A 26146-nucleotide genomic window follows, 5' to 3' on the forward strand; every position below is an offset into this window, starting at 1 on the left:
AGCTCCCTTGAGGGCGGCGGCACTTCAGGCGCGGTTGCGACCCAGGAACTTGGAAAGACCGACACCGAGGATGAGGGCAAAGCCGTTGACCAGATCGTTGACGTAGACCTCGGCGCCGGCAAGGTTGAGACCGCTGTTGATGGTCGCCAGGAAGAATACGGCGACGATAACTCCGGCGACGTTGTAGGTGCCCGGCAGAATTGCGGAGGCGCTAAGAAACGCCGCCGCGAGGGCCGGCAAGGTGAAGGATTCGCCGACACGCGGGTTTGCGCCGCCCGTCCTGGCGATCTGGATGAAACCGGCGAAGCCCGACAGGGCACCGGATATCACGAAACTGAGGATCACCATGCGGGTCGTATTGATGCCGACGAGTTTGGCTGCCGAGATGTTTGAGCCGATCGCATAGAGATAGCGGCCGAACGGCGTGAAGATGATCACATATCCGAGAAGCAGCGCGACGATGAGAAGAGCGAAGAAGGGCAGCGGAATCCCGAACAGGGTGCCTGATCCGAATTTGGACAGGATCGGCGGAATGTTGCTGACGATGCTGACGCCGCCAGTCTTCCAGGTCACGATTCCATGGATAATGATCGATATGCCGAGTGTCGAAATCAACGAGTTGATTCCGGCGCGTGTGACCAGGACGCCGTTTACGACACCGATGGATGTGCCGATCGCGACCGCAAGCAACAGCGCCAGGAACCAGGGCATGCCTGCCGACATCGCGACCGCTGCAAAAATAGAAGAAAGCCCGAGATTTGCGCCCACGCTGACGTCGAACTCGTTGACGATCAGCGGGACGAAGGCTGCCAGCGCTACGATCGCCAAGACCGCCTGATTGGCGATCACGATGCGCAGATTGGCCGACGTCGGGAAGGTCTCGCGTGTCGCCGGCAAGAGCGTGAAGAAAATCGCGATCAGAGCCAGGAGTGCCACAAGAGCGTAGGCCTCGCCATAAAGGCGGAAGAACCTACGGGCGCCATACTCCCGCGGCGCGGGCTTTGCATTGTTCGTGCCGGTTGCGACGAGAGCTGGTTCGGTCATGCTGCCACTCGCAGTTGGGTGAGTTCATGGAGGTGTTGTGTCGTGAGTTCGTTTCCGGACACATGGGCGCAGATCCTGCCACCGTTCAGCACCAGGGCGCGATCGCACAGGTCGACAAGTTCAGAAAAATCCGATGAGACGACAATGGCCGCCGCGCCTTCCATCGCGGCGGCGCGGATCAGTCGGTGGATCTCCGCCCTGGCGCCGATGTCGACACCCTGCGTCGGCTCATCGAGAAGCAGCAAGCGGGGTTTGCGCGACAGCCATCGTCCGATCGCTACCTTTTGCTGATTGCCACCGGATAGTTTGTCGACGGCGAGATCGACGCGACGCGGTTTGAGACCGACCAGATCGGCAAGGCGGAGCGCCTCCCGCTTTTCGGCGTCGAAGCGCAGGCGCAATCCCGACCAGTATCGATCAAGACTTGCAACGCTGAAATTGTTCATGACCGACAGGCTGGCAAATATTCCGTCTGCCATCCGGTCCTCGGGAACGAAGGCCATGCCGGCACGCACAGCGGCCCTGGGATCGACCGCGGTATACGGATGTCCGTCGAGCAGTATTGCACCCCCGGTCGGCCTGATTATGCCGAAGAGGGTACGCAGCAGCGCGCTTCGGCCACTGCCCAACAGTCCGGCGATACCGATGATTTCGCCGGCTCGTGCCGACAGGTCGACGCCGCGAAGCGGCCCGCCCTTAAGCCCTCTTGTCTCCAGCAGCATCGCGCCGGGGACCACACCCGCCGGCCTGCTAGCAGCAGTGTGGTTGGGGCCCGCGATGAGCCGGACAAGCATCGCCTTGGTTATTGAATCGCCGGAAAGATTCCCCGCGACCTTTCCATCACGCAGCACCGTGACGTGGTCGGCAAGATCCATGACCTCCTGAAGATGATGGGTGACGATGATGATGGTCTGGCCGGCCGCCGAGAAGCGGCGGAGTGCTGCGGCGAGCCTGTCCGCTTCCGCCGCCGACAGCGCCGAAGTGGGCTCGTCCAGAACCAGCAATCCGCTCGATTCGCCCTCCTGATCCTGCAGGGCTCGGGCGATCGCCACCATCATTTGGGCCGCCGGGCGCAAATTCGAGAGAAGTTGATCCGGATCTGCCTCGATGCCGAAGCGCTCGAGCACCTTGTTGGCCCTCCGCCTGACACTCGACCAGGAAATGCGTCCAAACCCGGCCGTCTCGAAGCCCCTGCCTATTGAAAGATTTTCTGCCACCGACAGATGCGGGAATGTCGAGGAATGTTGGTGCACGACGTGGATCGAGCATTTCTTCGCCGTTGCCGCCGAAAAAGTGGACGCGGCAAACTCGACGCCCCCGAGGTCGATCCGACCTGCGTCGGCTCCGACGACACCGGCCAGGATCTTGATCAGCGTCGATTTGCCCGATCCGTTGCCGCCGAGCAGCGCATGGATGCTTCCCGAGGATACATCGAACGATACATCCTCCAAAGCCCGGGTCGCTCCATAGGCCTTCGAGATTGCGTGCAACCTGACGGCGAATTTAGCCGCATTCATTCCGTGATGCCCCAGGCTTTCTTGTAGGCGGCGACGAAATCCGTCGAAGCATTGAACGCACCGGCGGTGCCAGCGTTGTGATCCTTGTCGAAAACTTGCAGGCCAGCCCCCGAATTGACGGCCGGTTGCCCGTTGAAGACCCTGTTTAACGCGTCAACCGCGGCATAGCCTTCCCAGGCGCTGGGAATTCCGACGCCCGCACTGACCTGCCGGCTGCCCGCCCGCACAAGATTCATCGTTGCCTCCTGGCCCTCCGCGGCCACGACAACCAAATCTCGTCCGGACGCTTCGATCGCCGGTCCGACTCCGCTCAGGATGACGGAATCCGCGGGAACAATGAGGCTGTTCGCATTGGGGAAGCGCAACAATGCCTGTTCAGCAAGCTGTTGCAGTTGCGGGCCTTGGGAACCGTAGCTGAACGACACTTCGTGGACAGTGCAGCCCGGGCAGCGTTTCAACTCTTCGATCGTGGCTTCGCTCGTCAGCTTTGAAACGAGCACCTCGTCGCTGACCAACACAATGGCCTCAGCCTTGCCCCCGGTCTTGGCGATGACGTAGTCGGCCTGCCAGGCACCATATTTCTTGACCCAGGGAATGAGATCGCCCTCGACATAGGTGACGGCAGCGTCGAACAGGGAAGGCTCGCCCGGATCGCTGACGCTGCAGTCCACCCCCTCGATACTGACGATCTTCAGGCCGGAGTCCCTGGCCTCCGCCAAAGGTCCCTTGACGCCGTTGCAGTCGGCGCCGGCGAGAACAACCGCATCGAACTTGCCGGCGATCGCCTGCCTGATGCCGTTGGCCATGACGGCCGGATCGTATTTTCCATCGAAGATCGTGGTGTCCCATCCCAACAGCCGGCCCGCTTCCTGAGTACCTGCTGCCTCCGCCGCGCAGAGACTGACGTCCTGGCTGCAGGAAACGAACCAGATCTTTTTGCCGGTGACGGGTTTGGGGCTTTCAGACGGCGGCAGCCGATAGCTCCCCGTGTAGAGATCCTGAAGAGATGGGAAATCCGAAGCGCCCGCCTGACCCGGCATGAGCCAGCCTGAGAAGGCTCCAATCAACGCCGCGCCAAATCCGGATAGCGGTGGCCATGAACGATGCGACATGTTCTTCCCCTTGGTTGATTTCGTGAACCGCATGATTGTTGGTAATGGTTGTCTGCCTCGTCTCGCATCTCCGGGCGAAAGAGCGGCCAACATCAGGGCGATGAGCGGACGCCCAATCCCGTCTGTGGATTGAATTTGTATTGAGCCTGCTGTCCTCCTCCGACGTGAACCCAAAAATCTCGCCACCGCTGCGGCCAAGCGGTAGTTAATGTGTTAACAAAGCCCACTCAATGTGTCAATTGACCTATAAGCAATACGCCGAATACCGTCTATACCGTTCTCGTGAACGCGATGACGCAAACGCCTCGAACTGCTAGTCGAGGGAAACGGAGGGCAAGATGGATCAGCGGGTCAAGGGCAAGAAGAGAATGGCCGCCGGCGAGCGCAGCGCCCAGATCGTAGACGTCGCGCGTGCGATCATGATCGGCGACGGCTATGGCGCCCTCACCCTGCGGGCCGTTGCCTCCGGCTGCGATGTGAGAATCGCCACCGTTCAACATTTCTTCGGCAACAAGGCAAAACTCTTCGAGGCCGTCATCGACTCCATTACGCATGACTACAACGAAGCCTTTGGCCGCCTCGAAAGCGAGACTCTCGGCAATGCAGAGACCAAGCTTCGGCGCATGCTGCATTTCCTCATCGAGGACAACAAGAACGCCCACACCGCCGGGTTCTTCTACGAACTCTGGAACCTGGCGCATCGCGACCCCATCGCCAGCAAAGCGCTGGATCGGCTGTGCGACGAGCAGCTCGTCCGCTTCCGCGATCTGATCCTGCGCATAAGGCCGGAACTCTCCTTCGACGCCGGGCTGCAGCGCGCTGCCGTCATCATGGCCACTACGGATGGACTGCTGCTGACGGTTGGCTACGGTCGGAGTCCGCCGGAAGCGCTTCGAGGGTCGGGCCAGGATCGCCTGGTGGATATTTTGATGCACGTGGCAACGGCACAGGCCTGAGGACATCTTGCCGCTATTTGGGGGCTGTTTGTCATGATCGCGCCGGCATGACGAAGGTGGAAAAGTGGACCACGTCGGCGTCGCTTGGTTCCTGCCCCGTGAAGCTGCGCAGATAGGCCGCAAGGTGGCCGAGGCGAGTCTCCGCCGGGAGGCGCTTTACACGGGTAGCTGGACCCGTCCTTGAATCGACTTTGGCGAACCGCTTCGCAAGCTATTGATTTATAACGATTATGTTAGTCACCGAGGGTGTGAGACCCCCTAAAAATCAATGGTTTGGCGGATGGTTAGCCAACCCATATCCTTCGCATCGTCTCGTATGGTCCGGCGAACCGAACAACAACAACACAGGTTGAGGCTGCGCTCACCTCCCGCTACAAAAACAATGCATGCGGTACTGCGTACGTTGGTTGCGGGGGCACGCAAGCACCAACGCCGACATTCGCTGATCGTGCCGTTTGAGAACCGTCTGATCTTTGTTTCCATCCTCAAAGGTCGCCCCGCCGGGAATGCGAGCAGCCACGTGCATTCCGATCGAGAGTGAGCAGATGGTCAACTGCTACCAGCGCACGCTGAAGCCGCCACGGCTGATTTTTGCTCGATCGGCGGCGGAACTCCGGCGTTGCCGCCATCGACAGCATGACATAAGCGGGATTCGTGAGCAGAGAACGGTCGCGGTCGGCCAGCCGCTAGCCGCCTCTTCGAACTCTCAGCAGCCCACCGCAAGTCAATAAAATCAAGGCGATGCGCGGAGGTTCGCCAAAGGAACTCGGCTAACCGAAGGAAGAAATAGACGCCAAATCATTGATAAATAACGACAATGGTGGTGCTGGCAGTCACCAGCGAACCAGTCTCTGGTCGGTTTTCCCTGTTAGGCGCCCAAAAACAGCGAAATTTCGGTCGTCTTGAGTGCCTTGGCAAATTTTGGTCAGGAATCTCGCCGGAGATTCAACACTTTGAGGGAAATTTCTCTACGCAAGCTAACAGGGAACTGACCATTGCCTAACAGGGAAGTGCAAGGCAGATCACCCCGGCCATGGGCCACGGATACCTCACTGTTCATTGACTGCCCGAACTGGGGCTGGAAGTTGCGTGAGTTCGAAAGCCTACCCGCCGGAGTCCAAGCCGGCCAAAGTCTTCATGGCGGTGCCCCCCACGGCATTAGGCTTCGGGAGACAGGGGGTAAGAAGCGAATTGTTCTGCAGTCCCGCGCGGACTCTATCGCGCTACGCGACTTGCTGTCTGGCTAGAACCTGCATCCGACGCTCGACCGCTATCTCGCGACCCATAAACGATCCCGAGCACAAGCACAAAATATCCGACTTGCAGAAGCACCAACGTGAGAATGGCCCAGACGGCCGCGATCCATAGGGAGCCTGTCGCGCCATATGCCCGCGCCGCTAAGGCGCCCGACGTCACCACCATTCCCGTGAGAAACTGAGGAAAATACATGCCACCCAATTCCCTGCCATCATCCCCTCGCGGGCCGTATTTCATTATTTTAGCATGTACGCAAGTGCGTCGTATTGACGTGCCAACTGCCTCAGGAGCGCAGGAAGAACGGACATTCAAAAACCGCCGCCTAGGGCCAGAAGGCGACATGTTGCGCCGCAACGGCAACGGAGGCCAACTCTATTTCACACTGGCCGCAGCCTGTCGTCCGTGGCGTTTCGGCTGCGGCGACGACATCGTGCCGAGATTGTTCCGGCCGTCACGTCGCGGCTTCAAACCGTCGAACAGCTCCCGCTGGCTCACCATTTCCGCCAGCATGTGTTCGCGAAACAGTCGCACACGCTTGGTGCGTCGGAGATTGGGATGGTAGAGCAGCCAGAGGCCGACATCATGATGCGGCTCCGGGGCGAGATAACGGAGCAGTCGGGCGTCATTGTCGCCCATGAAGCACGGCAGATAGGCGAGGCCCATTCCCTCGCGCAGCGCCGCGAGAGTCAACAAAGTATCGTCGACAAAAAAGCTGTAGTCGCGGTTGGGGCACGCGGCATTTGTCAACGACTGGTGGAAGGCGCAGCATTCCACGCCCAGCCATTTCGGCGTCGCGCCGGAGCGCAATGAGACTACATAGTCGCGCTCGCCATAGACGGCAGAGGCAACCTTGCCGAGCAACGTGCCGACCAGTGTCTCTTGCGGCGTGTTGGTCTGGCGGATCGCAACATCGGCCTGGCGCTCGGCCAGGCTGACATACTTGTTCGAGACCTGCACGTGCAGCTCGATTTCTGGATATTTTGCGCTGAAGCGCGCGAATATCGGCATCAGCACCGACGAGGCCATGTTGTTGATCGCAGCGACGCGGAGTACGCCTGTTGGACGATCTTCTTCGCCGCCGAGCGCGCCTTCGACCTCCAGCACCTCGACTTCCATTTTGACGGCAGCGAGCTTCAGCTCCTCGCCCGCGCTGGTGAGCTCGTAGCCCGACGCCTTGCGCTCGATCAGGCGCGTGCCGAGCTGCTGTTCCAGCGCCTTGATGCGGCGAGAGACCGTCGAATGCTGCACGTCGATCCGTTTTGCCGCGCCGCTGATCGATCCATCGCGCGCGACAGCGAGGAAGATCCTCAAATCATCCCACTGCATGGCGAGCCTCCGTCCTGTGCAAATTTGCACAAAGCGCGTCGAGTTTTCGCGAATTCAGCCCTGGCTTTGCTGCTGCTAGCGTAACCGTCCTCCGGCAGGCGATTATGGTACAAGAACAGGCAGCAGCCAAGTCTCTCTCACGTAGGCTATGCCGTGTCTGGGCGCCTTACGGTCAGGATGAATGCCAGGTCGCATGACCCGATCAGAGAGGAGAAACATCGTGCGCAATACTATCACCACAGTGGTGCAATTCCGCCTGCCACAGCCGATCAGCCTCGACGAGGCGACGCGCCGTTTCGAGTCGAGTGCCCCGAGCTACCGCAATTTGCCGGGATTGATCCGGAAATATTACCTGCGGGCGGAGGATGGGCGCACGGCCGGCGGCGTCTATCTATGGGAATCGCGCGCCGCGGCCGAGGCGGCCTACAGCACGGAGTGGCGCGAGCACGTCGCAAAGCTCTTTGGCGGCGCGCCTGAGATCACCTGGTTCGACACGCCGGTGATCGTCGACAACGCAGCGCCGGCCAGCAAGGCGGCCTAGCGGCCCAAGAAGTCTTCAGGATTGGCGCGGGCCGTGCCTTATCGGCGGCCCGGCCGCCCTGCCGCGCTCATAGCGCGGCAGGGGTAGTGTGCTGAGAGTTCTGCAAATTCGCTGAGAGGGGCGGTCATGGCAGGCTGGTGATGTTCAACGTCACCTGATACCCGCGACGGAACGCCCCCATGACCAAGACTGAAAATAAGACTGCCAGCGCCGCCGTCAAAGACATTCTGCTTTCGAACGCAGAGGGTTTGCGCGAAGTGATCCGTGCGGTGATGCAGGAGGGGCTCGAGGCCCATGCGACCGCTCGCGCCGGCCGGTCCGCTACGCCAACCAACTGCCCGACCAGATCGAGCGGCTGATCGTCGAGGCCAAGCGCGACAAGCCGCATTGGGGGCGCCCGGAAGATCAGGGAGCTTCTGGTGCGCAAGCTGGCCGGGGACGTGCGTATTCCCGCCAAGAGCACGGTGCACGCGGTGCTCGACAGTCACGGCCTTGTGAGCGAGGCCCGCAAGAGGAACCGGGCGAACAAGGCCGAGGGCACGCCGCTCTCGCAGGCTGTCCAGCCCAATGACCTGTGGTGCGCCGATTTCAAGGGCGAGTTCAAGCTCGGCGACGGCCGATACTGTTACCCCTTGACGGTCACCGATCAGGCCTCGCGCTACCTGCTTCTCGCCGAAGCGCTTGAAGCGACAAAGGAAGCTCCGGTCATCGAGGCCTTCGTCCGGCTCTTCAAGGAACGCGGCCTACCGCATGCCATCCGCTCCGACAACGGCATCCCCTTCGCCAGCCCCAATGGCCTCTACAATCTCTCGAGGCTCTCCGTCTGGTGGCTGCGGCTGGGGATCGCAATCGAGCGCATCAGGCCCGGTCATCCGCAGCAGAACGGCCGCCACGAGCGCATGCACCGCATCTTGAAGCAGGAGACGACGCGGCCGCCGGGCATGAATGCTCTCCAGCAGCAGGCCAGGTTCGACGCCTTCATCAGCGAATTCAATGAGGAACGGCCCCACGAAGCCATCGACATGAAGGTGCCGGCCGAACTCTATGACCCCTCGTCACGGCCCTATGATGGCCTGCCGGAGCTGACCTACCCCTTCCATGACAAGGACACCATGGTCACCACCTGCGGCCGCATCTGCATGATGAGGAAGAAGATCAACGTCTCGACCGTGCTCGCCGGCCAGAGGCTCGGCATAAAGGAGGTGGACGACGGCATTTGGCTCTTAAGCTTCATGCACTACGATCTGGGGTATATCGACCTGGAACAGAGGACCTTGCAGACCATCGACAATCCGTTCGGCACGAGATTGTCACCCAGGTCATAGGTACGAACTGTTACCCATGTCTCCGGGCTGTACACAGACTGAATGGTGGGCCCGGAGGGACTCGAACCCCCAACCAAGCGGTTATGAGCCGCCGGCTCTAACCATTGAGCTACAGGCCCCACGCGGGCTGGCTTAGTGTTTTTCGTTCGTCCGCACAAGGCTTTCGAAAACGCTGGCGGGAACCGTCAAAATCAGCCCATATTCGCTGCGTAGAGCGGCTTGCGCCCATAAAGGCGCGTGAACAGGTCCAGGCCATGCACCGCACTGCAGGGAATCGGCGCCTTTGCGGGGTCGCACGGGCGGCGGACAGCAGACTTCGAGGAGTTTTCATGACCAGACATCTTTTGCCCATCGCGCTCGCTGCCGCGGTCGCGTTCCCGGCGCTGGCAAGCGCCGCCGACACCCAGCCCCCGCCCCGCATCATCGTGTCCGGTGAAGGCGAAGCGACGGTGGCGCCTGACATGGCGATCCTTTCGCTCAGCGTCATGCGCGAGGCCAAGAGCGCGCGCGAAGCGCTCGATGCCAACAACGACGCCATGGCGGCGGTGATCGCGGCGATGAAATCCGCAGGCATTGCCGACCGCGACCTGCAGACCGCCGGCATCCAGATCAACCCGCGCTACAATTACACCAACAAGGCCGACGGCAGCCAGGAAGCCCAACTCGTCGCCTATCAGGTGACCAACACGCTGTCGGTGCGCGTGCGCAACGTCGACAAGACGGGCGAGATTCTCGATAAGGCGGTGTCGCTCGGCGTCAACCAGGGTGGCGGCATCACCTTCACCAATGACGATCCGAAGGCGACGATCACCGAGGCGCGCAAGAAGGCCGTCGCCGACGCGATGGCCAAGGCAAAGACGCTCGCCGAAGCGGCCGGCGTCAGCCTGGGCAAGGTGCTCGAGATCACCGACCAGAATGTCGCGCCGGTGCCGATGCCGATGGCGGCCAAGTCGTTCGATGCGGCCCGTTCGGCCGTGCCGGTGCAGGCGGGCGAGAATTCCTACAACGTCCAGGTCACGGTCACCTTCGAGCTGAAATGACGCCCGGCCCAGTCGCGGGCATGCCGTTAACAAAAAGCCCCGGAGGAATCATCCTCCGGGGCTTTTTGAGCCGCGCCTCATTTGAGGGGCTCCGCTACTCGAGATTGATCTTCGCAGGAGATCATATCTGATAGCTGATCCTCGCAAGGATCATGCTTTCGGGCGATCCTCGCAAAGGATCGTCCTTTCAGCGATAGATGATCGGGCAGCCGCGCTCGTTAGCGAACACCACCACGACACGGTCGCCATACTGGCGGCCGGCCACCTTCACGGTACGGCGGCTGATGTCGACGATGCGCGCGCGATGCAGGCCCATGCGCTCGGCCTTGTCGAGGGCGCGGTCCGGCGAGCAGCCGCGCCAGTCGCGGTCGCGGTCACGGCGCCAGTCGCGGCGATAGCCGTCATCGTCGCCGGTGTAGATGCCGAAACGCGGGTCGTGCCTGTCCCCGAAACCGAGATAGAGGCTGTCCGCATGCGCCGGAATGGCGGCCAAAGTGCCAAGCCCGACAAGGGCCGAAAGGGCTGCCGTCTTGATCGTGTTGAACATCGTCTTCTCTCCTTGTTGTGGGCTTTCGCCCGTAGAACCGATGATTGGAAAATGCCTTTTTGTGTCTGAATTTTCTGCGAACCGACCATTCATGTCCGGTTCATGTAGCGCGAACCCGCCAAGGTTCCCCGCTCGCAGTGCTTAAACGCGAACCCCACGACGGTTCGTCCTTAAACGCGGACCCTTCAGCGTTCGTCATCAATATGCGTTGCGAACCGGTTACGGTTCGTCATCCAGACGCGAACCCGTTAGGGCTCGTCGTCAAGAACCCGCAGGGTTCGTCGTTCGTCGTCAAAACGCGAACCCGTCAGGGTTCGTCATCCAGATGCGAACCGGTTACGGTTCGTCATCCAGTATATAATCGAAATAGTCGTCTGGCTCGGCCAGATCGGTTTCCTTGGCCTTCACACGGCCCTGGATTGAAATCCCGGCATCGTGCACGGTCGCGGCGCTTCCCGAAACAAGCCTGTGCCACCAGTAGAGATCATGGCCCTCGGCGATAAGCCGGTAGGCGCAGGTTTTTGGCAGCCAGGTGATGGTGCGCACATTCTGCGGCGTCAGGCCGACGCAGTCGGGCACCCGCGCCAGGCGGTTGGCATAGTCGGAGCAACGGCAGTTCTGCGCGTCGAACAACCTGCAGCCGACGCTTGTCCAGAATATCTCGCCGGTATCCTCGTCCTCGAGCTTCGACAGGCAGCATTTGCCGCAGCCGTCGCAAAGCGATTCCCATTCGGCCGGGGTCATCGCTTCAAGCGTCTTGGTTTTCCAGAACGGCGCGGTCATTTTGGTGGATTTGGCCCTCCGCGGCCTTCCGGTCAAGCGCTGCTGTGACGCTGACCCCGTATCAACATTAGAAAAACATGAAATTGCCTTTAAAAGGCCGGTTGGGCGTCCTTGGCTGGTGCCAATGCCTGACGGAACCAATTGCGGATGATGAAAGTTTGGGCAGGGATGGGACCCCACTAGGAGAAAATTGATATGAAACGCCAACCACGGATTCTGGCGGGCACGGCAATCGGCCTGCTTATGGCATCCGCGCCGTTGGGCGCGTACCCGCTGCAGGGGGGTGTCGCTTCTGGCAGCCTGCACGGCGCGCCACTCATTCTCGCGCAAGCCGCCTGCGCCGAAGGCCAGTCGGCCGAGGAATGCGCCCAGGCCGGTGGCGGCCAGCAGGGGGAACAGCCGCGGAAAAGGAAGCGCGAACAGCAACAGCAAAGCGAATCGGCGCCGGCTGAACAAGCCGCACCCGCCGAGTCCGAGCAACAGCCGCGCAAGAAACGGCACGAGCAGCAGCAGACGGACAATGGCCAGTCCGGGGAGGCTGCCCCGGCCGAGCAGCAATTCAAGCCGCGCAAGAAGCGCGACCAACAGCAGCAGATCGAAGCGGCGCCCGTCGATCAGGGCGGCCAGCCCGCGACCGACGAGCAGCCGATCAAGCCGCGCAAGAAGCGCGATCAACAGCAGCAGATCGAGGCGGCGCCCGCCGACCAAGGCGGCCAGCCCGCGACCGACGAGCAGCAGCCGCGCAAGAAGAAGCGCAATCAGCAGCAGATCGAAGCAGCGCCGGCCGACCAGCAGCCCGCGGAACAGGTCGCACCTGCCGCCGGTAACCAGCAGCAGAACGACCAGCAGCAAGGCAACCAGGGTCGCAAGAAGCGCAAGCACGATCAGCAGCAGAGCGAGCCGGCCGGTCAGACCGGCGAGCAGGTGGCGCCCACCGATCAGACCGCTCCCGCCAACGACAACCAGCAAGGCGGCAACCAGGGGCGCAAGAAGCACCGGCAGAACCAGCAGAACGAGGCCGCTCCGGCGGGCGAACCCGTGCCACAGGCCGAGCCACTGCAAAACGGCGAGCAGCCGGTCCAGGGCGAACAGACCCAGGACAAGAAGAAGCGCGGCAAGAAACCGGCTGCCGAACAGCCGGCAAACGGTGAACAGCCCGTTACCGGTGAGCAACCTGCCAACGGCGAGCAGACAAAGACTGGCCGCCAGCCCGCCACCGGCGAGCAGCAACCCGGGACCGGCGAACAGCCGGCGAACAACAACCAGCCTGCCAATGGCGGCAACGCCGCGCAGGGCGAAACCGCCAATCCGAACGAGGCACCTGTCCTGGACAGCCAGAAAGATGCCGTGCGCAAGCACCGGGGTCGCAACGATAACGGCCAGAACGGTGGTGCTCAGAACGACAACGGTCAGGCCGGCAATGGCCAGAAGACCAATCAGGCCGGACAGCGGCAGGGTGGCGAGCAGGCGCAGAGGCCGGCTCCGGTCGATCAGGGACCGCCGCCCACCGACGACAAGTCGGCGCAGCAGGCGATCAAGCCCGAGAAGATCGTCCCAGTGGACCAGGAGAAAGGCAAGCGGATCGAGCTTACGCCCGAGCAGGTTGTCCGTGAGCGCCGCCGGCCGCAGGGTGCCGACGTGGTGAAGCAGTTCGGCGACCGGGTGATCCTTCAGTTCAACAACCAGACATTCGTGGAAAGCAACGAAGCTCCTCGCATCACCCGCGGCGCCAGGGATGTTTACTACGAGGATCTTTCGGGCGGCCGCACCCGCGAAATCGTGGAGCGCGACAACGGCGTCAGGATCATCACCATCCGCAACCGTAATGGCGACGTCATCCGGCGATCTCGCGTTACATCGGATGGCCGCGAATACGTGCTGAGCTATGTCGACGAGCGCTACTATAACGACGTCGACGAGTGGCGCGATCCCGGCGACGACCTGCCACCGATGCGGCTCGACATTCCGCGCCGGGACTACATCCTGGATTCGGAGGAAGTCGAGGATCCGGACGAATATTATACCTTCCTCGAGCAGCCACCTGTGGAAAGGGTGCAGCGTCTCTACTCGATCGACGAGGTCAAGCGCTCGGCCCGCGTGCGCGACATCGCCCGGCGTATCGACCTCGACACGCTGAACTTCGACTTCGGCTCGGCCACCATCTCCGACACCGAGGTGCAGAAGCTCGAAGGCGTGGCCACCGCCATGGAAAAGCTTCTGAAGAAGAACCCGGCCGAGACCTTCCTGATCGAAGGCCACACCGACGCCGTCGGCACGCCGGACGCGAACCTCGCTCTGTCGGACCGTCGCGCCGAGGCGGTCGCCGAGGCGCTCACCAACGCCTTCGGCATTCCGGCCGAGAACCTCACCACGCAGGGTTATGGCGAGGAGTATCTCAAGGTGAACACGCCCGGCCCGAACCGCGAGAACCGGCGTGTCGCCATCCGTCGCATCACCTCGCTGGTGGCGCCGGTGGCGAGCAACAGCGACCAGCAATGAGCGTGTGATTTCAAGATCCTGTCCGGATTTTCGGAATCAGTGCGCAAGATGAAAGCCCGTCCCGTCCGGACGGGCCTTTCTTCTTGCCGGCTCAAGAAGATTTGTCCTGCCGATTAGCGACTGCTCATTGAATCGCCGCATTGCGACACCCAGATTCCGTGCAGGGCGTTCCCTGCCCTGTCCCGACTCCAGCGGGACACACTGAGCCCCGTCGGGTCCCCTCCCCGGCGGGGTTTTTGTCTTGAAAACCGGCCCTGTCTGGCCGAAATACCCTCTATCGCAATTTGAACGGAAGCCTTCATGAAGCGTCTCGAACTCGCCATCGAATCCGTCATCCTGGCCTCGCGCTGGCTGCTGGTGGTCTTCTATCTGGGGCTCGGCGTGGCGCTGGCGATCTACGCGCTTTCTTTCGGCAAGAAGCTTTATGAGTTCGTGATGAGCGCCTTCACGATCGGCGACACCGACACGATCCTGAAGATGTTGGGCTTGATCGACGCCGCGCTTGTCGCCTCGCTGGTGGTGATGGTGATCATCTCGGGTTACGAGAACTTCGTCAGCCGCTTCGACGAGCAGGACGGCGAGGTCCATTGGCTGGGCACGATCGATGTCGGCTCGCTGAAGGTCAAGGTCGCCTCGACCATCGTCGCCATCTCCTCCATCCACCTTTTGCAGGTGTTCCTGAATTCCGTGTCCTACACGACCGACCAGCTGATGTGGCTGACCATCATCCATCTCGCCTTCGTCGTTTCGGCGCTGATGCTGGCCTATATCGACCGGGTCATGGCGTTGGCCAAGGGCAAGAAGGCCGCGATGGATCGAGGCGAGCGCTCCGTCAGTAGATCCTTCTGACTTTCGTCTGCGCGTTCGCAAACACCTCGTCGGGGACAAAAAAGTCGCCCGCGAGCTGATTGGCCGCGCCCGGTGCGTAGACCGAAAAGTCCGTGACGCCTTCGGCGCGCAGAACCTCTTCGTCGATGTAGAAATTGCCGGTCGCCTCGCGCGACGGGCGCAGGAAGATCGCATGCGCCGCATCGGCCATGATGTCGGGCGAGCGGCTCATCGCCGCCACCGTCGCGCCGCCAAGCAGATTGCGCACGGCGGCCGTATCGATGGTCGAGATCGGCCACAGCGAATTGACGGCGATGCCGGCTCCGGCGAACTCCGCGCTCATGCCAAGCGTGCACATCGACATGCCGAACTTGGCCATCGTGTAGGCGACGTGGTTCTTGAACCACTTGGCCTTCATGTCGAGCGGCGGCGCCAGATTCAGAATGTGAGGATTCTCTGCCAACTTGAGGTGGGGAATGCACATTTTGGAGACCAGGAAGGTGCCGCGCGTATTGATCTGGTGCATCAGATCGTAGCGCTTCATGTCGGTCTCCAGTGTGCCGGTAAGCTGGATGGCGCTGGCATTGTTGACGCAGATGTCGATGCCGCCGAACCGCTCCACGGTCCTGGCCACCGCCTCGGCGACCTGCGCTTCGTCGCGAATGTCGCAAAGCACCGGCAGCGCCTTGCCGCCGGCCTGTTCGATTTCTTGCGCCGCGCTATAGATCGTGCCCGGCAGTTTCGGATGCGGCTCGGCGGTTTTGGCCGCGATCGTCACATTGGCGCCGTCGCGCGCCGCGCGCAGCGCGATCGCCAGCCCGATGCCGCGCGATCCGCCCGAGATGAACAGCGTCTTTCCGTTGAGCGACATCCTTCGCCTCCCTCATCAATTCGGAAGGCAACTTGCGCGGCTGATGGGCACGGCGCAAGAGCCGAAAGGAGGCGAAGCGGTTACGCTGCGTAGCGTAGGAAACCACCGTGGCGCGGAGCGGGTCACTTGAGATTCAGGTCAGGCCGAGTCGAGAATGGTGGGTTCCGAGAACCGGAGCGGAGCGTACTTGAAGTACGTGAGCACCGGAAGCGCAGGAAGCCGCCATTCGCAGGCTGGCCTCACCTGAATCTCAAGTGACCCCTAGACCAGCACCAGCCCCTGCCGCATGGCGATGGCAATCGCGTCCGTCCGGTTGGCGGCGCCGAGCTTGATCAGGATGGCGGCGACGTGGAACTTCGCCGTGTGGACGGAAATGTTGAGCCGCCGGGCGATGATCTTGTTCGGCGCGCCTTCGGCCAGCAGCGCCAGCACTTCAGCCTCGCGCGGCGACAAGGCCGGGCGAGGCTGGTTGTCGTCAGGCGTCTCTTCCCCAGCAAGCTCGTCATCGTGGAAATCGCCATGCGCGACCTCCGACGGCGGCGCCTTGCCGACGCGGTAGCCTGACGCCGCCAATCGCGCAGCGGCGGCGATCAGCAGGCCATCTGCGGAGACAGGCAGCACGGCCAGCACATTGTCCGCCGCCCCCCGCTCGCTGCCGCCCGCACGCCGCGAAAGCAGAACGATGGGCGTCGCCGAACTGACGACCCGGCTTTCCAGGCCGGCCTCATCGGCGACGGCGACATCCGCCATTTGGCCGACGCCACTTCCAGCCAATGCCGGCGCCAGATCGTCGCTCGCGGCCAGCGCATCGGCAAGCTGCTCGGCGCGCTGGGCATCGGCAAGCGCGACAAGCACCGTCAGCTGGTGGGTTGCCGGCTCCGGTCTCGTAATCGTTTGTGCCGCGCTGCTGGCCATCGATCCTCTCAGCTCAGCGGTTTCTCGCCGATGGTGATCGACACGTCGCGCTCGGCGCCGCCGCTCGAAACGCCTAGAGTGACGGTGGTGCCCGCGCTGTCCGGTCCGAGCTTGCGGATCAGCTCGCGCGGTCCATGCACGACCTCGCCGTTCCAGGCGACCACGATATCGCCGACATGCAGGCCGGCAGCCTTGGCCGGGCCTTTATCGTCGAGGCTCATCACCATAGCGCCTTTGGTGTCGCCATTGCGGATTGGATGCAGCCCGGCGCCGAGATAGCCGCGCGCGACATGGCCCTTCTCGCGCAGTGTCGCGACCGCGCGCTCGATGGTCTCGTACGGCATAACCAGCGCGCGCCGGCGCGGTCCGAACAAGAGCATGCCGATCACGCCGCCCTTGGCGTCGAGCACCGGCCCGCCCTCGAAGCGCCCGCCGGTGTTGATGGCGAGGTTGATGCGCCGGTCGATCGTGCCGCCGCGCATCGAGCGCCAGGCCGGCCCGACCTCTCCGACCGTGCCGAACACGGCAAGCGCGGTTCCCTCGCTGCTGCCCGCGGCGATCGCCAGATTGCCTGGGCGCACGGCAGAGGCCTGGGTCAACTGCGGGAGACCGGCAGCACCGGAAGCCGGCTTTAGCAGGGCAACGCCCGTCGAAGGATCGCGTCCGACAAGCTCGGCCTTGACGGCCTCGCTGGAAGCCAGCGTCAATTCGATCTCCTCGCCGGCTTCGACCGCTTCCTCGGCGGTGACGAAGAAACCGTCGCGCCAGTGGAAGGCGCTCGCGGTGCGGTGATGGTGCGTGACGAAACTCGCCACCGCGGGGGCAGCGGTGGCCGCGACGTCGGCGATCGCGTCGGAAAAGGCACTGAGATTGAAGTCGCTCATAAGACTGTCTCCTGGGTTCGGTGACCCAGATATCGCTCGGTAGCGCAGCCTCGGGTACTCGCCTGACGGCTAGTCACCGGCCCGACTGGCCATCTGGTCAGGTCGCGGCAATTGCGGCCGCTCCGCACATATAGTCATCATTGTACGAGGGAACACGCCCATGGCTTTCGCAGCCGAAAAACTTCCATCCGATGACACTTTGCTCGACGCTTACTCGGTATCCATCGCCGATGCCGTCGACCGCATCGGTCCGGCCGTGTGCCGCATCGAGCGCATCGGCGCCGGCGGCCACGGTTCGGGCTTCGTCATCGCGCAGGACGGACTGGTCGTCACCAATTTCCATGTCGTCGGCGACGCGCGCGCCGTGCGCGTCACCATGCCGGACGGCGCCGCGCGCGAAGGCCATGTGCTCGGCCGCGATCCCGACACCGACATCGCGCTGGTGCGCGCCGACGGCAGTTTCGCCGACGTCGCGCCGCTCGGCGATTCCAAGCGCCTGCGCCGCGGCCAGATCGCCATCGCCATCGGCAATCCGCTCGGTTTCGAATGGACAGTCACCGCCGGCGTCGTCTCGGCGCTCGGCCGCTCGATGCGCGCCTCGACCGGGCGGCTGATCGACGACGTCATCCAGACGGATGCCGCGCTCAATCCCGGCAATTCGGGCGGACCGCTGGTGTCGTCGGCGGGCGAGGTGATCGGCGTCAACACCGCCATGATCCACGGCGCGCAGGGCATCGCCTTCGCGGTCGCCTCCAACACCGCCAATTTCGTCATCTCGGAAATCATCCGTTTCGGCCGTGTGCGCCGCGCCTTCATCGGCGTTTCCGCCGACACGACCAACCTGCCGCGCCGGGCGGCGCTGCTGTCTCAAGTGACCACGAACACGGCGGTGCGTCTGCGCGGCGTCGAGAAGGACGGCCCCGCCGCTAGGGCCGGCCTGAAGGAGGGCGACATCATCGCGGCAATAGACGGCCGGCCGGTCACCGGCGTCGACGACCTCGTGCGCATGCTCGACGCCGAGCGCATCGGCCGCGAGACGCTTTGCACCGTCGTGCGCCGCACCGGCGTCAGCCAGGTGACGGTGATGCCGGTGGCGCGGACGAACTGAGAGCCGTCGGGCGGCCTAGCCCCCGGCCGCGCCCTCGGCGTAATGCGCCAGGAACTCCTCGCTTGGCGGGATCGGCTTGATCACGTCGATCAGCACGCCGTTGGGGTCCCTGGTGATGAAGTGGCGCTGGCCGAAGGGCTCGTCGCGCAAGCCGCGCAGGATCGGCAGGCCTGCGGCGACGACGCGCTCATAGACGGCGTCGGGATCCCGGACCTCGAAATTGATCAGCAGGCCGGACGCGCGCCCCCGTCCCTCTTGCGGGATCGTCTCGTGGTCGCCCTGGACGATGCCGAGGTTGACGCGCCTGTCCTCGACCGACTGCAGGTGCACATACCAGTCGCTCTCGAAGAGCGGGGTGAAGCGGAAATGCTCGACGTAAAAGGCCGCCGTCCCGGTGACATCGCCTGTCATCAGCACCGGATAATAGCTGGTCGTCTTCATCTTTCCTTCTCCTCGCATCCAACATACAGTCTGTATGTGAGTTCACATAACATACAGGCTGCATGTATGCAACAAGAGTTTGGGCGCCGCTCCAACCGCGACCGCACCGAGGCGACGCGCGCCGATCTGATCCGCGCGGCGCGAAAGCTGTTTACGGAAAAATCCTATGCCGAGACCGGCACGCCGGAGATCGTCGCCGAGGCCGGCGTGACGCGCGGCGCGCTCTACCATCACTTCGCCGACAAGCAGGCGCTGTTCGCGGCGGTCGTCGAGCAGGAGGCCGCGTCCGTGGCGGCGGAGATCGACCATGCATCCCCGCCCTCGCTATCCGCGCGTGACGCGCTGATCGCCGGATCAGACGCCTATCTCAAGGCAATGCGCGCGCCCGGCCGCACGCGGCTTCTGCTGCTCGACGGGCCGGCTGTGCTCGGGCGCGCCGCCATGGACGAGATCGACAACCGCCACGGCAACCGCTCGCTGCGCGAAGGTTTGGCGGCTGCGATGCGCGCGCAAGCGATGACCAGATTGCCTCTTGAGGCGCTGACCGCGCTGCTGGCGGCCGCCTTCGATCGGGCGGCTTTGGCCATCGAGGCGGGCGCGTCCGGCGCGGATTACCGCGCGGTGCTGATCGCGCTCATGGACGGCTTGTCTCCGGCCCTTCCTCCGTCCACACGCCCGGCTCCATCTCATTGAAGCAGCCGAGCTGCCGCTTGAACTCGTCGATCAGCCAGGATGCCGCCGGCTTGGGGCTGCGGTCGACGCGGTGCATGGCATAGAGCGGCGAGCGTACCTCGCGATAGGGCTCGAGATCGAGTTCGACCAACCGGCCGCTGGCAAAGTCGTCGGCGATCAGCCAGCGCGGCAGGCCGCCCCAGCCGAGGCCTTCGCGCATCAAGGCATGCTTGGTGCGCACATCCGTCAGCCGCCACGTCCGATAGGCAAACACGCCGTAGTCGCGCCCGCGTGTCCGCTCCGATTGGTCGGTGACGACGAGCTGGATATGCTCGCGCAAATCCTCGATGGCGACGGGTCTGGGCAGCTTCGCCAGCGGATGGTCGGGCGCCGCCGCCGGCACCATCGAGGTGAAGCCGATGCGCAGCAGATTGACGTCGGCGTCGCCTTGCAAGCCGCCAAAGCCAAGATCAGACTGGCCATTGACGACCTGGTCGACGATCAGGCCGAGCGAGCCGATGTAAAGCCGCAGCATCACCGCCGGGAACTGCGCCTCGAAGGCCTTGAGCACGCGCACCAGCGCCGGTGAAGGCAGCGCCACGTCGACCGATATTGCAACTTCCGCTTCCAGCCCTTGTTGGTAACCGTCGGCGCGCGAGCGGATGCGCTGCAGGACGCCGATCATGCGCCGCGCGTCCTCCAGCATCGCCTTGCCGACATCGGTCAGCTGCGGCTCGCGCACGCCTTCGCGCTCGAACAGTTTCAAGCCGAGCTGCGCTTCGAGATTGGCGATGCCGTAGCTCACCACCGACTGCGCCCGATTGAGCTTGCGCCCCGCCGCCGAGAAGCTGCCGGTGTCGGCTACTGCCACCAGGATCTGGAGCTGATCCAATGTCGGGTTCGGCTGCATGGCTAGGCCATCCATTTTATTGATGGATTGTATGCATATTATACCAGTTATCCTGATGGAGCAGCAATCCCATATTGGTGAGGAAAGTTTCAATCCAACCCCAAGGGGACACCGCCATGTCTATTCTCCTCGTTACCTCCAGCCCGCGCGGCGCCGCTTCGCACTCGACCCGCGTCGCCACTGATCTTGCCCAGAAGCTGGTTGCCGCCGATCCGACCAGCACGCTTGTCGTGCGCGATCTGGTCGCCAATCCGCTGCCGCATATCGATCCTGACTACGCCACCGGCATCTATACGCCGGCCGAAGCCCGTACGCCTCGCCAGGCCGAAGTCGTCGGCGTTTCCGACGCCGTGCTCGACGAGCTCTTCGCCGCCGACACGGTTATCCTCGCCACCGGCTTCATCAACTTCAACATATCTTCCACGTTGAAGTCCTGGGTCGACCACGTCGCCCGCTCGGGCAAGAGCTTTGCCTATGGCGAAGGCGGCCCGAAGGGTCTCGTCAGCGGCAAGAAGGTCTATATCGTGCTGGCTTCCGGCGGCATCTATTCTGAAGGCGCCGCGGTGCAGATGGACCATGCCGTGCCTTACCTGCGCAGCGTGCTCGGCTTTCTCGGCATGACCGACGTCGAAGTCATCCGCGTCGAGGGCGTCGGCATGGGTGCAGATGCGGTCACCGCCGCGCTGGCCCAGGCCACCGCCAAGGTCGATGCGATCGCTGCCGCCAACGCCAATCAGGTCGCCGCCGCGGCGTGATCGCCGATGCCGATAATGAAAGAGGCAGGCGCCCGCCAGCGCGTGCCTCTTTTTTGCATTCGCTGGTAGGTGGCCGCCCGCCAGCGCGTGCCTCTTTTTGCATTCGCTGGTAGGTGGCCGCCCTACAGCGGCGGCAGCACTACCGCCGGATGGCGATCCTCGCGCAGGATCAGCCCCAAGCTGTAATCCAGCGCCAGCTTCATGGCGCCAAGCGCGGTTCCGACATCTTCCAGCGAGCTGACCGCAATCTGCGTCGGCCATGCCAATTCGCCGGCCACCCGTTCGACCTCCGCCGTCATCAGCGTATTGCGCCCGACGCCACCACCAAGCACGATCAGGCCCGGATCGAACATGCCGATACAGCCGGCCGCGAGCCGGCCGATATCGGCGGCATGGCGCGACACTGCCTCGGCGGCCGGGCGCGACCCTGCGAGCGCCAGCGCGAACAATTCCTTGGCCGAGTTAGGCGGGGCTCCTTCTTGCGCCGGCCAGGTCTGCCGGCTGCGTTCGATCAGCGCCCGCGAGCCGAGATAGTGCTCCAACCCTTCGCGATAAGGCACTTCGCTGACCGACCACGGAAAAGGCATGCGGCCGACTTCGCCGGCAGCGCCGCCTGCGCCGCGATAAAGCCGGCCTTCATTGATGAGGCCAAGGCCGACGCGCACGCCGACCTGCAGGAAGGCAAAGGTCTGGTGACCTTGCGCCGCGCCGAAATGCATTTCGCCGATCGCCGCGCAGTTGACGTTGTTCTCCAGGATGATCGGCACATCGATCTTTCGTCGAAGCGTGTGCAGCACGGCGTCCGGACTATTGCCCTGGCCATTGCCGAGGCGGCTGTGCGAGACGATGCGCGGCACCGCGACCGCTATGCTGCGCAAGGTGCGGAAAGTCTTGCCAACCTTTGCGGGGATCGATTTGGCCACCGACAGAACGACCGCGCCGATCTCATCGATGGTCGCCCCGTCCGCAATGCTCTCCTCCCCCGTGGCCAAAGGCTGGGCATCCATCGAATAGGCGACGGCGCGCACTTGTGCGGCGCCGACATCGATGCCGATCACATAGCCGGCACCGGGGCCAATGCCATAGACGGTGGCGGTCCGCCCGACGGCGCCGCGTTCCGTCCCGCGCGACGCAACGAGGCCGAGCGCGCTGAGCTCTGAAACGGCGGCCGACATGGTCGGCTTGGAGAGTTCCAGCATCGAGCCGAGCTTCGGCCGCGTCACCGGCCCTTGCGAGGCCAGCAGGCGCAGCACGGCGCGGGCGCTTTCCGTCAAGCTGGGGATGTCGGCTGGAGCCATCTGCGACGTTTATCCCGCCTCTAATTCCTCTTGGCGCTTGGCCCGGACCTGCCGTAGCGTATATCGCGAATCAAACACGACAGCCGTCATTGTGAAGGGTTTGAGCGGTTTCCGCGAATTCCCCGGCAAGAACAGCGGCGGCGACGGGATCAAAGCTCAGTCGGCGACCAGGGTTTCAGCTTGGTGTCCGTCTGCCGGTAGCGGAAGGTGATATCGGTGAGGCCGGCCGCATCCTGCATGTCGCCGACGATCATCTGCAGCGCGATGATTTCCAGGATGCCGTTCGCCATCGCATTGCCCAGCGCCGGAATGGAGATGACAGCCAGCCTGTCGGCAGCAGCGATGTCCATCCTGCGCGTAATCAGGACCGAGGGGCAGCCGAAGGCCGCGACATCCTGCGCGATCTTGACCTCGCGGCCGTCGCCGAAGGCGACAAGGCCTGTGGCCGCGTCCTGCGATTCCATCGGGCCGTGCAGATAGTTCAGCGTATCCCAGCCGGAGGCAGGAACCCGAACTGCCTCGCGGATCAGCATCGCCGCCTCGCCCGCGTTCGCAAAACCTATACCGGCGCCGACGATGTCGATGGAGGCACGGCCGGCCAGCAGCCTCGCTGCCCGGCCGGCACTTTCCCAGCCATCGGCCAGCAGTCGCTCGACTGCCCCCGGCAATTGCGCCCAGTCGAAGGAGCCGCCGGTGATCCTGTCGACCAGCATGCCGAGCGCGAGCAAAGTGCCGGTATAGCCGGTCGAACTCGCGCCATTGTCGGCGCCCGATTCCATGGCGATCACCGCGCCAGTTATACCGGCCAGCGGATTGTCGCCGCCACGGCAGATGGCAAGGCGAGGATAGGCTTTCGCCTGTAGCATCACATCGGCGATTTCACGGCTCTGGCCGGAGGCCGACAGAGCGACAAAGGCCTCCGCGGACGCATCTGTCCGGCCATAGAGCTCGGTCGGCACGAAAGCGAACCCCCGCCTGCCGGACTGGCGCAGATAGAAGGCGCCGGCGAGCGCCGCCTGATAGCTGGCGCCGATACCGGCAAAGCCGATGGCTCCCGCGGTGAAGCCCGAGAGGTCGAGCGTGTCGAGTGCCTTGGCCACAGCCTGCCTTCCGGTCTCAAGGCTTTCAGCTTGGCGGGACACCGCCGTTCGGTAGCCGATACGCTTCATTTTCGATGCTCCATGACTGCTATGCTCTGCTGCGGGAAGCTGTTTGGCCCGCGACAAGGCGTCCAGCCAGCGCCACCGCGCCGATCACCGGCGGCTCGCGCAGCAGGACCACGTGGCTTATCGGCGACACCGACGCCATGGCCTCGACGAAAGCATCCATCAGCATCGGCTGCTCGGCAATGACGCCGCCGCCGGCAACGACAAGCGCGGCATTGGCGCCGCGTTCGATCAGCAATTGGACGAGCGCGGCAAGTCCCTCCCCGCCTTCCTTGATGACGCGGGAAGCGAGCGGCGAGCCGGCAGTTGCCGCATCGAAGACGGCGTTGGCGTAACGGCCCCAGGCCGCGGCACCCCTCGTCTCGTTGAGCAATATACCGAGCTTGGTCTGGTCGTCGGTTCCGATTTCGCGCATCAGCACGGCGATCAGCGGATCGCCCTCCTGGCCGCGGTCGAGCGCGCGGCGGATCGCCTTGGCCGCTTCGCGCACCAGTGCGGCGGCGCTGCCTTCGTCACCCAGGATCCAGCCCCAGCCGCCAGCGGCAAGCATCTTGCCCTCGGCTGTGCGCGCGACCGCGATCGAACCGGTTCCGGCCACCACCCCGATGCCGTCATCATAGCCGGCCGCGGGCACCATCAGTTCGGCGTCGTTGACCACTTGCACCCTCGTTTTGAGGTTGGCTGACAGCAGCGCCTGGAAACGCCGGCATTGCTCGTCGGTATCGCAACCATGCGCGCCGACGGCCATGGCAGCCGGCGATGATCCGCCGCACAGGTCCGCAACGATGGCCGCCAGTTTCGCCGCATCGGCCTCCATCTGGCGGATCCGCCACTCGTCGGTGACAACCGTCTTGTCGAACAACAAGGTGTCGCCGCGGCGCCCCATGATGCGCGTCTTGGTGCCGCCTATGTCCACGCCCGCCACCAGGTTCTGATCCACGAACATTCCCCTCGTCCCACGGGTTACCGATGGACCGCACGACGTCACAATCACGTTAGTTAGGAAACTTTACAAACTATCTTTCCAGACGGCAAGAACTATGATTTGATTAATCGCGTCAAAGCGCATGAAGCGCTGAATGGGAGATCGGGAAAATGAGCAGGAGAAGGATCGGCCTGGCCCTCGCGGCCGCCTCTTTCGCATGGGGATTCGCAACAAGTCTGGCGCACGCCGCCGACATCTCGTTCTGGACCTGGCGCCAGGAAGACAAGGCCGCCTACAACGAGCTCTTCGCCGACTTCACCAAGGCCAATCCGGACATCCACGTGAAGTTCGAGTCCTTCCCGGACGAGAATTATCCGACCATCGTCTCGACGGCGTTGGCCGGCGGCAAGGGCGGCGACGTCATCCACACCCATGCCTATGGCTGGCTCGAGCAATTCGTGAAGGCCGGTTATTTCGAGCCGCTCGACATGAGCACCGTGCCCTCGCTCGCCAACCAGCCGGCGGATGCGCTGGTGTCCGGCACCTACCGCGCCGACAAGAAGGTCTATTCGCTGCCCTTCGCCTCGCAGACGCTTGGCCTGTTCATCAACAAGGACGTCTTCGCCAAGGCCGGCCTGACGCCGCCGACCACCTGGGATGAGTTCATCGCCGTCAGCAAGGCGCTGAAGGAAAAGGGCATCTATCCCTTGGCTAACGGCATGGGCACCAGCTGGTTCAACGAGATGTTCGTGGCCATCTTCACCAACCCGTTCCTCGGCCAGGACTTCGTCAGCGACCTGACCAGCGGCAAGACCACCTTCAAGGACCCGCGCTATGTCGCGGCACTCGGCAAGCTGCTCGAACTGCGGCCCTATATGCCCGAAGGCTTCGAAGGCATCGACTATGAGACGGCCGGCCAGTTGTTCCTGAGCGGCAAGGCGGCGATGCTCGCCGGCGGCAGCTTCGACATCGCCACCTACCGGTCGCAGAACCCCGCCATCAACATGGACTTCGTCGCCCCGCCAATGGCCAAGGCCGGCGACACGCCGCAAGCCACGAAATTCTTCGACGGCGGCTACGCGGTCAATTCCAAGTCGGCCAACAAGGAAGCGGCGCTCAAGCTGGTCAACTGGATGGGCACCAAGGAGTTCGGCGACAAGTTCTCGGCCTTGCTCGGCAACATCTCGCCGATCAAGGGCGTCGTCATCAAGGACGAACTCTTGTCGCATGTCGCCAAGTTGAACGAGACGGCGATGCCGCATATCAATGTCGTCTATTTCCGCTTCGAGAAGCCGACGGGATCGGAGCTGCTGCAGGGCGACATCACCAAGATGATGTCCGGATCGATCACGCCAGACCAACTCGCCGCCGACATCACCGACGGCCTCGCCAAATGGTACAAGCCGTTCCAGGGCCAGTGAGTTCC

At 63.3% G+C, this 26146-nt stretch carries 23 protein-coding genes, 1 tRNA gene and 1 pseudogene; 10 read left to right on the plus strand and 15 right to left on the minus strand.

The genetic code is table 11. The features are described 5' to 3' along the window. Positions 1-24: 24 nt before the first annotated feature. The 3 genes from FJ414_RS01600 to FJ414_RS01610 all read right to left on the minus strand — a co-directional run bounded on the left by FJ414_RS01600 (position 25) and on the right by FJ414_RS01610 (position 3673). Entirely contained in the window at positions 25-849 is an 825-nt protein-coding gene (locus FJ414_RS01600; RefSeq protein ID WP_181181491.1) for an ABC transporter permease, read from the minus strand. A gap of 191 nt (positions 850-1040) precedes the next feature. After that, a complete protein-coding gene (locus tag FJ414_RS01605) occupies positions 1041-2561 on the minus strand; it encodes a sugar ABC transporter ATP-binding protein (protein WP_140640610.1) in 1521 nt (506 codons plus the stop codon). Beyond that, a complete protein-coding gene (locus FJ414_RS01610) occupies positions 2558-3673 on the minus strand; it encodes a substrate-binding domain-containing protein (protein ID WP_181181492.1) in 1116 nt (371 codons plus the stop codon). Before FJ414_RS01610 ends, FJ414_RS01605 begins: the two co-directional genes overlap by 4 nt. A gap of 338 nt (positions 3674-4011) precedes the next feature. On the opposite strand from FJ414_RS01610, the gene FJ414_RS01615 reads away from it, so the two are divergent. Further along, positions 4012-4629 carry a TetR/AcrR family transcriptional regulator gene (locus FJ414_RS01615; RefSeq protein WP_140640614.1) on the plus strand — a complete coding sequence of 206 codons (618 nt, stop codon included), beginning with the start codon at positions 4012-4014 and terminating at the stop codon, positions 4627-4629. Positions 4630-6258: 1629 nt separating this feature from the next. Here FJ414_RS01615 and FJ414_RS01630 read toward each other — a convergent pair. Continuing rightward, positions 6259-7212 carry a LysR family transcriptional regulator gene (locus FJ414_RS01630; RefSeq protein WP_140640618.1) on the minus strand — a complete coding sequence of 318 codons (954 nt, stop codon included), beginning with the start codon at positions 7210-7212 and terminating at the stop codon, positions 6259-6261. Between the two features lie 220 nt (positions 7213-7432). Between FJ414_RS01630 and FJ414_RS01635 the strand changes: the two genes are divergently transcribed. Beyond that, complete coding sequence (locus tag FJ414_RS01635; RefSeq protein WP_246672270.1) at positions 7433-7753, plus strand: YdhR family protein; 321 nt, start codon at positions 7433-7435, stop codon at positions 7751-7753. 179 nt (positions 7754-7932) lie between these two features. Beyond that, positions 7933-9078: pseudogene (locus FJ414_RS01645) on the plus strand (integrase core domain-containing protein). A gap of 43 nt (positions 9079-9121) precedes the next feature. On the opposite strand, the gene FJ414_RS01650 reads toward FJ414_RS01645, so the two are convergent. Next, a tRNA-Ile gene (locus FJ414_RS01650) sits at positions 9122-9197 on the minus strand. A 210-nt stretch (positions 9198-9407) separates the two neighbouring features. Between FJ414_RS01650 and FJ414_RS01655 the strand changes: the two genes are divergently transcribed. Next, positions 9408-10118, plus strand: coding sequence for an SIMPL domain-containing protein (locus FJ414_RS01655; RefSeq protein WP_140640624.1), 711 nt, complete (start codon positions 9408-9410; stop codon positions 10116-10118). Positions 10119-10305: 187 nt separating this feature from the next. Here FJ414_RS01655 and FJ414_RS01660 read toward each other — a convergent pair whose 3' ends face one another. Together FJ414_RS01660 and FJ414_RS01665 are read right to left on the minus strand one after the other, a co-directional pair. Then, a complete protein-coding gene (locus FJ414_RS01660) occupies positions 10306-10665 on the minus strand; it encodes a hypothetical protein (RefSeq protein ID WP_140640626.1) in 360 nt (119 codons plus the stop codon). 336 nt (positions 10666-11001) lie between these two features. Then, complete coding sequence (locus tag FJ414_RS01665; RefSeq protein ID WP_140640628.1) at positions 11002-11448, minus strand: YcgN family cysteine cluster protein; 447 nt, start codon at positions 11446-11448, stop codon at positions 11002-11004. Between the two features lie 243 nt (positions 11449-11691). On the opposite strand from FJ414_RS01665, the gene FJ414_RS01670 reads away from it, so the two are divergent. Further along, the gene (locus tag FJ414_RS01670) at positions 11692-13947 is read left to right on the plus strand and encodes an OmpA family protein (RefSeq protein ID WP_348639978.1); all 2256 of its coding nucleotides are present in this window, start codon (positions 11692-11694) and stop codon (positions 13945-13947) included. 300 nt (positions 13948-14247) lie between these two features. Beyond that, on the plus strand, positions 14248-14796 hold the full coding sequence (locus FJ414_RS01675; protein WP_140640631.1) for a TIGR00645 family protein: 549 nt from the start codon (positions 14248-14250) through the stop codon (positions 14794-14796). Here the strand turns inward: FJ414_RS01675 and FJ414_RS01680 are convergent. From FJ414_RS01680 to FJ414_RS01690, 3 genes are all read right to left on the minus strand, one after another. After that, positions 14780-15646: an NAD(P)-dependent oxidoreductase gene (locus tag FJ414_RS01680; RefSeq protein ID WP_140640632.1), complete on the minus strand. Its 867-nt coding sequence runs from the start codon at positions 15644-15646 to the stop codon at positions 14780-14782. The genes FJ414_RS01675 and FJ414_RS01680 overlap by 17 nt on opposite strands. Positions 15647-15907: 261 nt before the next feature. Beyond that, on the minus strand, positions 15908-16561 hold the full coding sequence (locus tag FJ414_RS01685) for a helix-turn-helix transcriptional regulator (RefSeq protein ID WP_140640634.1): 654 nt from the start codon (positions 16559-16561) through the stop codon (positions 15908-15910). Positions 16562-16569: 8 nt separating this feature from the next. After that, the gene (locus FJ414_RS01690) at positions 16570-17445 is read right to left on the minus strand and encodes a S1C family serine protease (protein WP_140640636.1); all 876 of its coding nucleotides are present in this window, start codon (positions 17443-17445) and stop codon (positions 16570-16572) included. A gap of 160 nt (positions 17446-17605) precedes the next feature. Between FJ414_RS01690 and FJ414_RS01695 the strand changes: the two genes are divergently transcribed. Further along, positions 17606-18553, plus strand: a complete 948-nt coding sequence (locus FJ414_RS01695) for a trypsin-like peptidase domain-containing protein (protein WP_140640638.1) — start codon at positions 17606-17608, stop codon at positions 18551-18553. A 15-nt stretch (positions 18554-18568) separates the two neighbouring features. On the opposite strand, the gene FJ414_RS01700 is transcribed toward FJ414_RS01695, so the two are convergent. Beyond that, positions 18569-18994 (minus strand): VOC family protein, encoded by a 426-nt coding sequence (locus tag FJ414_RS01700; RefSeq protein ID WP_140640640.1) that lies wholly within the window; start codon positions 18992-18994, stop codon positions 18569-18571. Positions 18995-19060: 66 nt separating this feature from the next. Between FJ414_RS01700 and FJ414_RS01705 the strand changes: the two genes are divergently transcribed. Then, on the plus strand, positions 19061-19687 hold the full coding sequence (locus FJ414_RS01705) for a TetR/AcrR family transcriptional regulator (RefSeq protein ID WP_140640642.1): 627 nt from the start codon (positions 19061-19063) through the stop codon (positions 19685-19687). On the opposite strand, the gene FJ414_RS01710 is transcribed toward FJ414_RS01705, so the two are convergent. Beyond that, positions 19629-20576 (minus strand): LysR family transcriptional regulator, encoded by a 948-nt coding sequence (locus tag FJ414_RS01710; RefSeq protein WP_140640644.1) that lies wholly within the window; start codon positions 20574-20576, stop codon positions 19629-19631. The genes FJ414_RS01705 and FJ414_RS01710 overlap by 59 nt on opposite strands. A 116-nt stretch (positions 20577-20692) precedes the next feature. Between FJ414_RS01710 and FJ414_RS01715 the strand changes: the two genes are divergently transcribed. Next, a complete protein-coding gene (locus FJ414_RS01715; RefSeq protein ID WP_140640646.1) occupies positions 20693-21331 on the plus strand; it encodes an FMN-dependent NADH-azoreductase in 639 nt (212 codons plus the stop codon). 122 nt (positions 21332-21453) lie between these two features. Here FJ414_RS01715 and FJ414_RS01720 read toward each other — a convergent pair whose 3' ends face one another. The 3 genes from FJ414_RS01720 to FJ414_RS01730 all read right to left on the minus strand — a co-directional run bounded on the left by FJ414_RS01720 (position 21454) and on the right by FJ414_RS01730 (position 24741). Beyond that, positions 21454-22629 (minus strand): ROK family transcriptional regulator, encoded by a 1176-nt coding sequence (locus FJ414_RS01720; protein WP_140640648.1) that lies wholly within the window; start codon positions 22627-22629, stop codon positions 21454-21456. A gap of 149 nt (positions 22630-22778) precedes the next feature. Then, positions 22779-23798: a sugar isomerase gene (locus FJ414_RS01725; protein ID WP_140640650.1), complete on the minus strand. Its 1020-nt coding sequence runs from the start codon at positions 23796-23798 to the stop codon at positions 22779-22781. A gap of 19 nt (positions 23799-23817) precedes the next feature. Next, positions 23818-24741: a BadF/BadG/BcrA/BcrD ATPase family protein gene (locus FJ414_RS01730; protein WP_140640652.1), complete on the minus strand. Its 924-nt coding sequence runs from the start codon at positions 24739-24741 to the stop codon at positions 23818-23820. A 149-nt stretch (positions 24742-24890) separates the two neighbouring features. Between FJ414_RS01730 and FJ414_RS01735 the strand changes: the two genes are divergently transcribed. Next, entirely contained in the window at positions 24891-26141 is a 1251-nt protein-coding gene (locus tag FJ414_RS01735) for an extracellular solute-binding protein (RefSeq protein ID WP_140640654.1), read from the plus strand. The last annotated feature ends 5 nt before the right edge of the window (positions 26142-26146 follow it).

Origin of the sequence: Mesorhizobium sp. B3-1-6 (assembly GCF_006439555.1) — a bacterium.
In the GTDB taxonomy this organism is placed as follows: Bacteria; Pseudomonadota; Alphaproteobacteria; order Rhizobiales; family Rhizobiaceae; genus Mesorhizobium.

Coding starts and splice junctions, on each gene's coding strand:
- FJ414_RS01605 (WP_140640610.1), bottom strand. CDS start 2,561: ATGAATGCGGCTAAATTCGCCGTCAGGTTGCACGCAATCTCGAAGGCC.
- FJ414_RS01610 (WP_181181492.1), bottom strand. CDS start 3,673: ATGTCGCATCGTTCATGGCCACCGCTATCCGGATTTGGCGCGGCGTTG.
- FJ414_RS01615 (WP_140640614.1), top strand. CDS start 4,012: ATGGATCAGCGGGTCAAGGGCAAGAAGAGAATGGCCGCCGGCGAGCGC.
- FJ414_RS01630 (WP_140640618.1), bottom strand. CDS start 7,212: ATGCAGTGGGATGATTTGAGGATCTTCCTCGCTGTCGCGCGCGATGGA.
- FJ414_RS01655 (WP_140640624.1), top strand. CDS start 9,408: ATGACCAGACATCTTTTGCCCATCGCGCTCGCTGCCGCGGTCGCGTTC.
- FJ414_RS01660 (WP_140640626.1), bottom strand. CDS start 10,665: ATGTTCAACACGATCAAGACGGCAGCCCTTTCGGCCCTTGTCGGGCTT.
- FJ414_RS01665 (WP_140640628.1), bottom strand. CDS start 11,448: ATGACCGCGCCGTTCTGGAAAACCAAGACGCTTGAAGCGATGACCCCG.
- FJ414_RS01670 (WP_348639978.1), top strand. CDS start 11,692: ATGGCATCCGCGCCGTTGGGCGCGTACCCGCTGCAGGGGGGTGTCGCT.
- FJ414_RS01675 (WP_140640631.1), top strand. CDS start 14,248: ATGAAGCGTCTCGAACTCGCCATCGAATCCGTCATCCTGGCCTCGCGC.
- FJ414_RS01680 (WP_140640632.1), bottom strand. CDS start 15,646: ATGTCGCTCAACGGAAAGACGCTGTTCATCTCGGGCGGATCGCGCGGC.
- FJ414_RS01685 (WP_140640634.1), bottom strand. CDS start 16,561: ATGGCCAGCAGCGCGGCACAAACGATTACGAGACCGGAGCCGGCAACC.
- FJ414_RS01690 (WP_140640636.1), bottom strand. CDS start 17,445: ATGAGCGACTTCAATCTCAGTGCCTTTTCCGACGCGATCGCCGACGTC.
- FJ414_RS01695 (WP_140640638.1), top strand. CDS start 17,606: ATGGCTTTCGCAGCCGAAAAACTTCCATCCGATGACACTTTGCTCGAC.
- FJ414_RS01700 (WP_140640640.1), bottom strand. CDS start 18,994: ATGAAGACGACCAGCTATTATCCGGTGCTGATGACAGGCGATGTCACC.
- FJ414_RS01705 (WP_140640642.1), top strand. CDS start 19,061: ATGCAACAAGAGTTTGGGCGCCGCTCCAACCGCGACCGCACCGAGGCG.
- FJ414_RS01710 (WP_140640644.1), bottom strand. CDS start 20,576: ATGCAGCCGAACCCGACATTGGATCAGCTCCAGATCCTGGTGGCAGTA.
- FJ414_RS01715 (WP_140640646.1), top strand. CDS start 20,693: ATGTCTATTCTCCTCGTTACCTCCAGCCCGCGCGGCGCCGCTTCGCAC.
- FJ414_RS01720 (WP_140640648.1), bottom strand. CDS start 22,629: ATGGCTCCAGCCGACATCCCCAGCTTGACGGAAAGCGCCCGCGCCGTG.
- FJ414_RS01725 (WP_140640650.1), bottom strand. CDS start 23,798: ATGAAGCGTATCGGCTACCGAACGGCGGTGTCCCGCCAAGCTGAAAGC.
- FJ414_RS01730 (WP_140640652.1), bottom strand. CDS start 24,741: ATGTTCGTGGATCAGAACCTGGTGGCGGGCGTGGACATAGGCGGCACC.
- FJ414_RS01735 (WP_140640654.1), top strand. CDS start 24,891: ATGAGCAGGAGAAGGATCGGCCTGGCCCTCGCGGCCGCCTCTTTCGCA.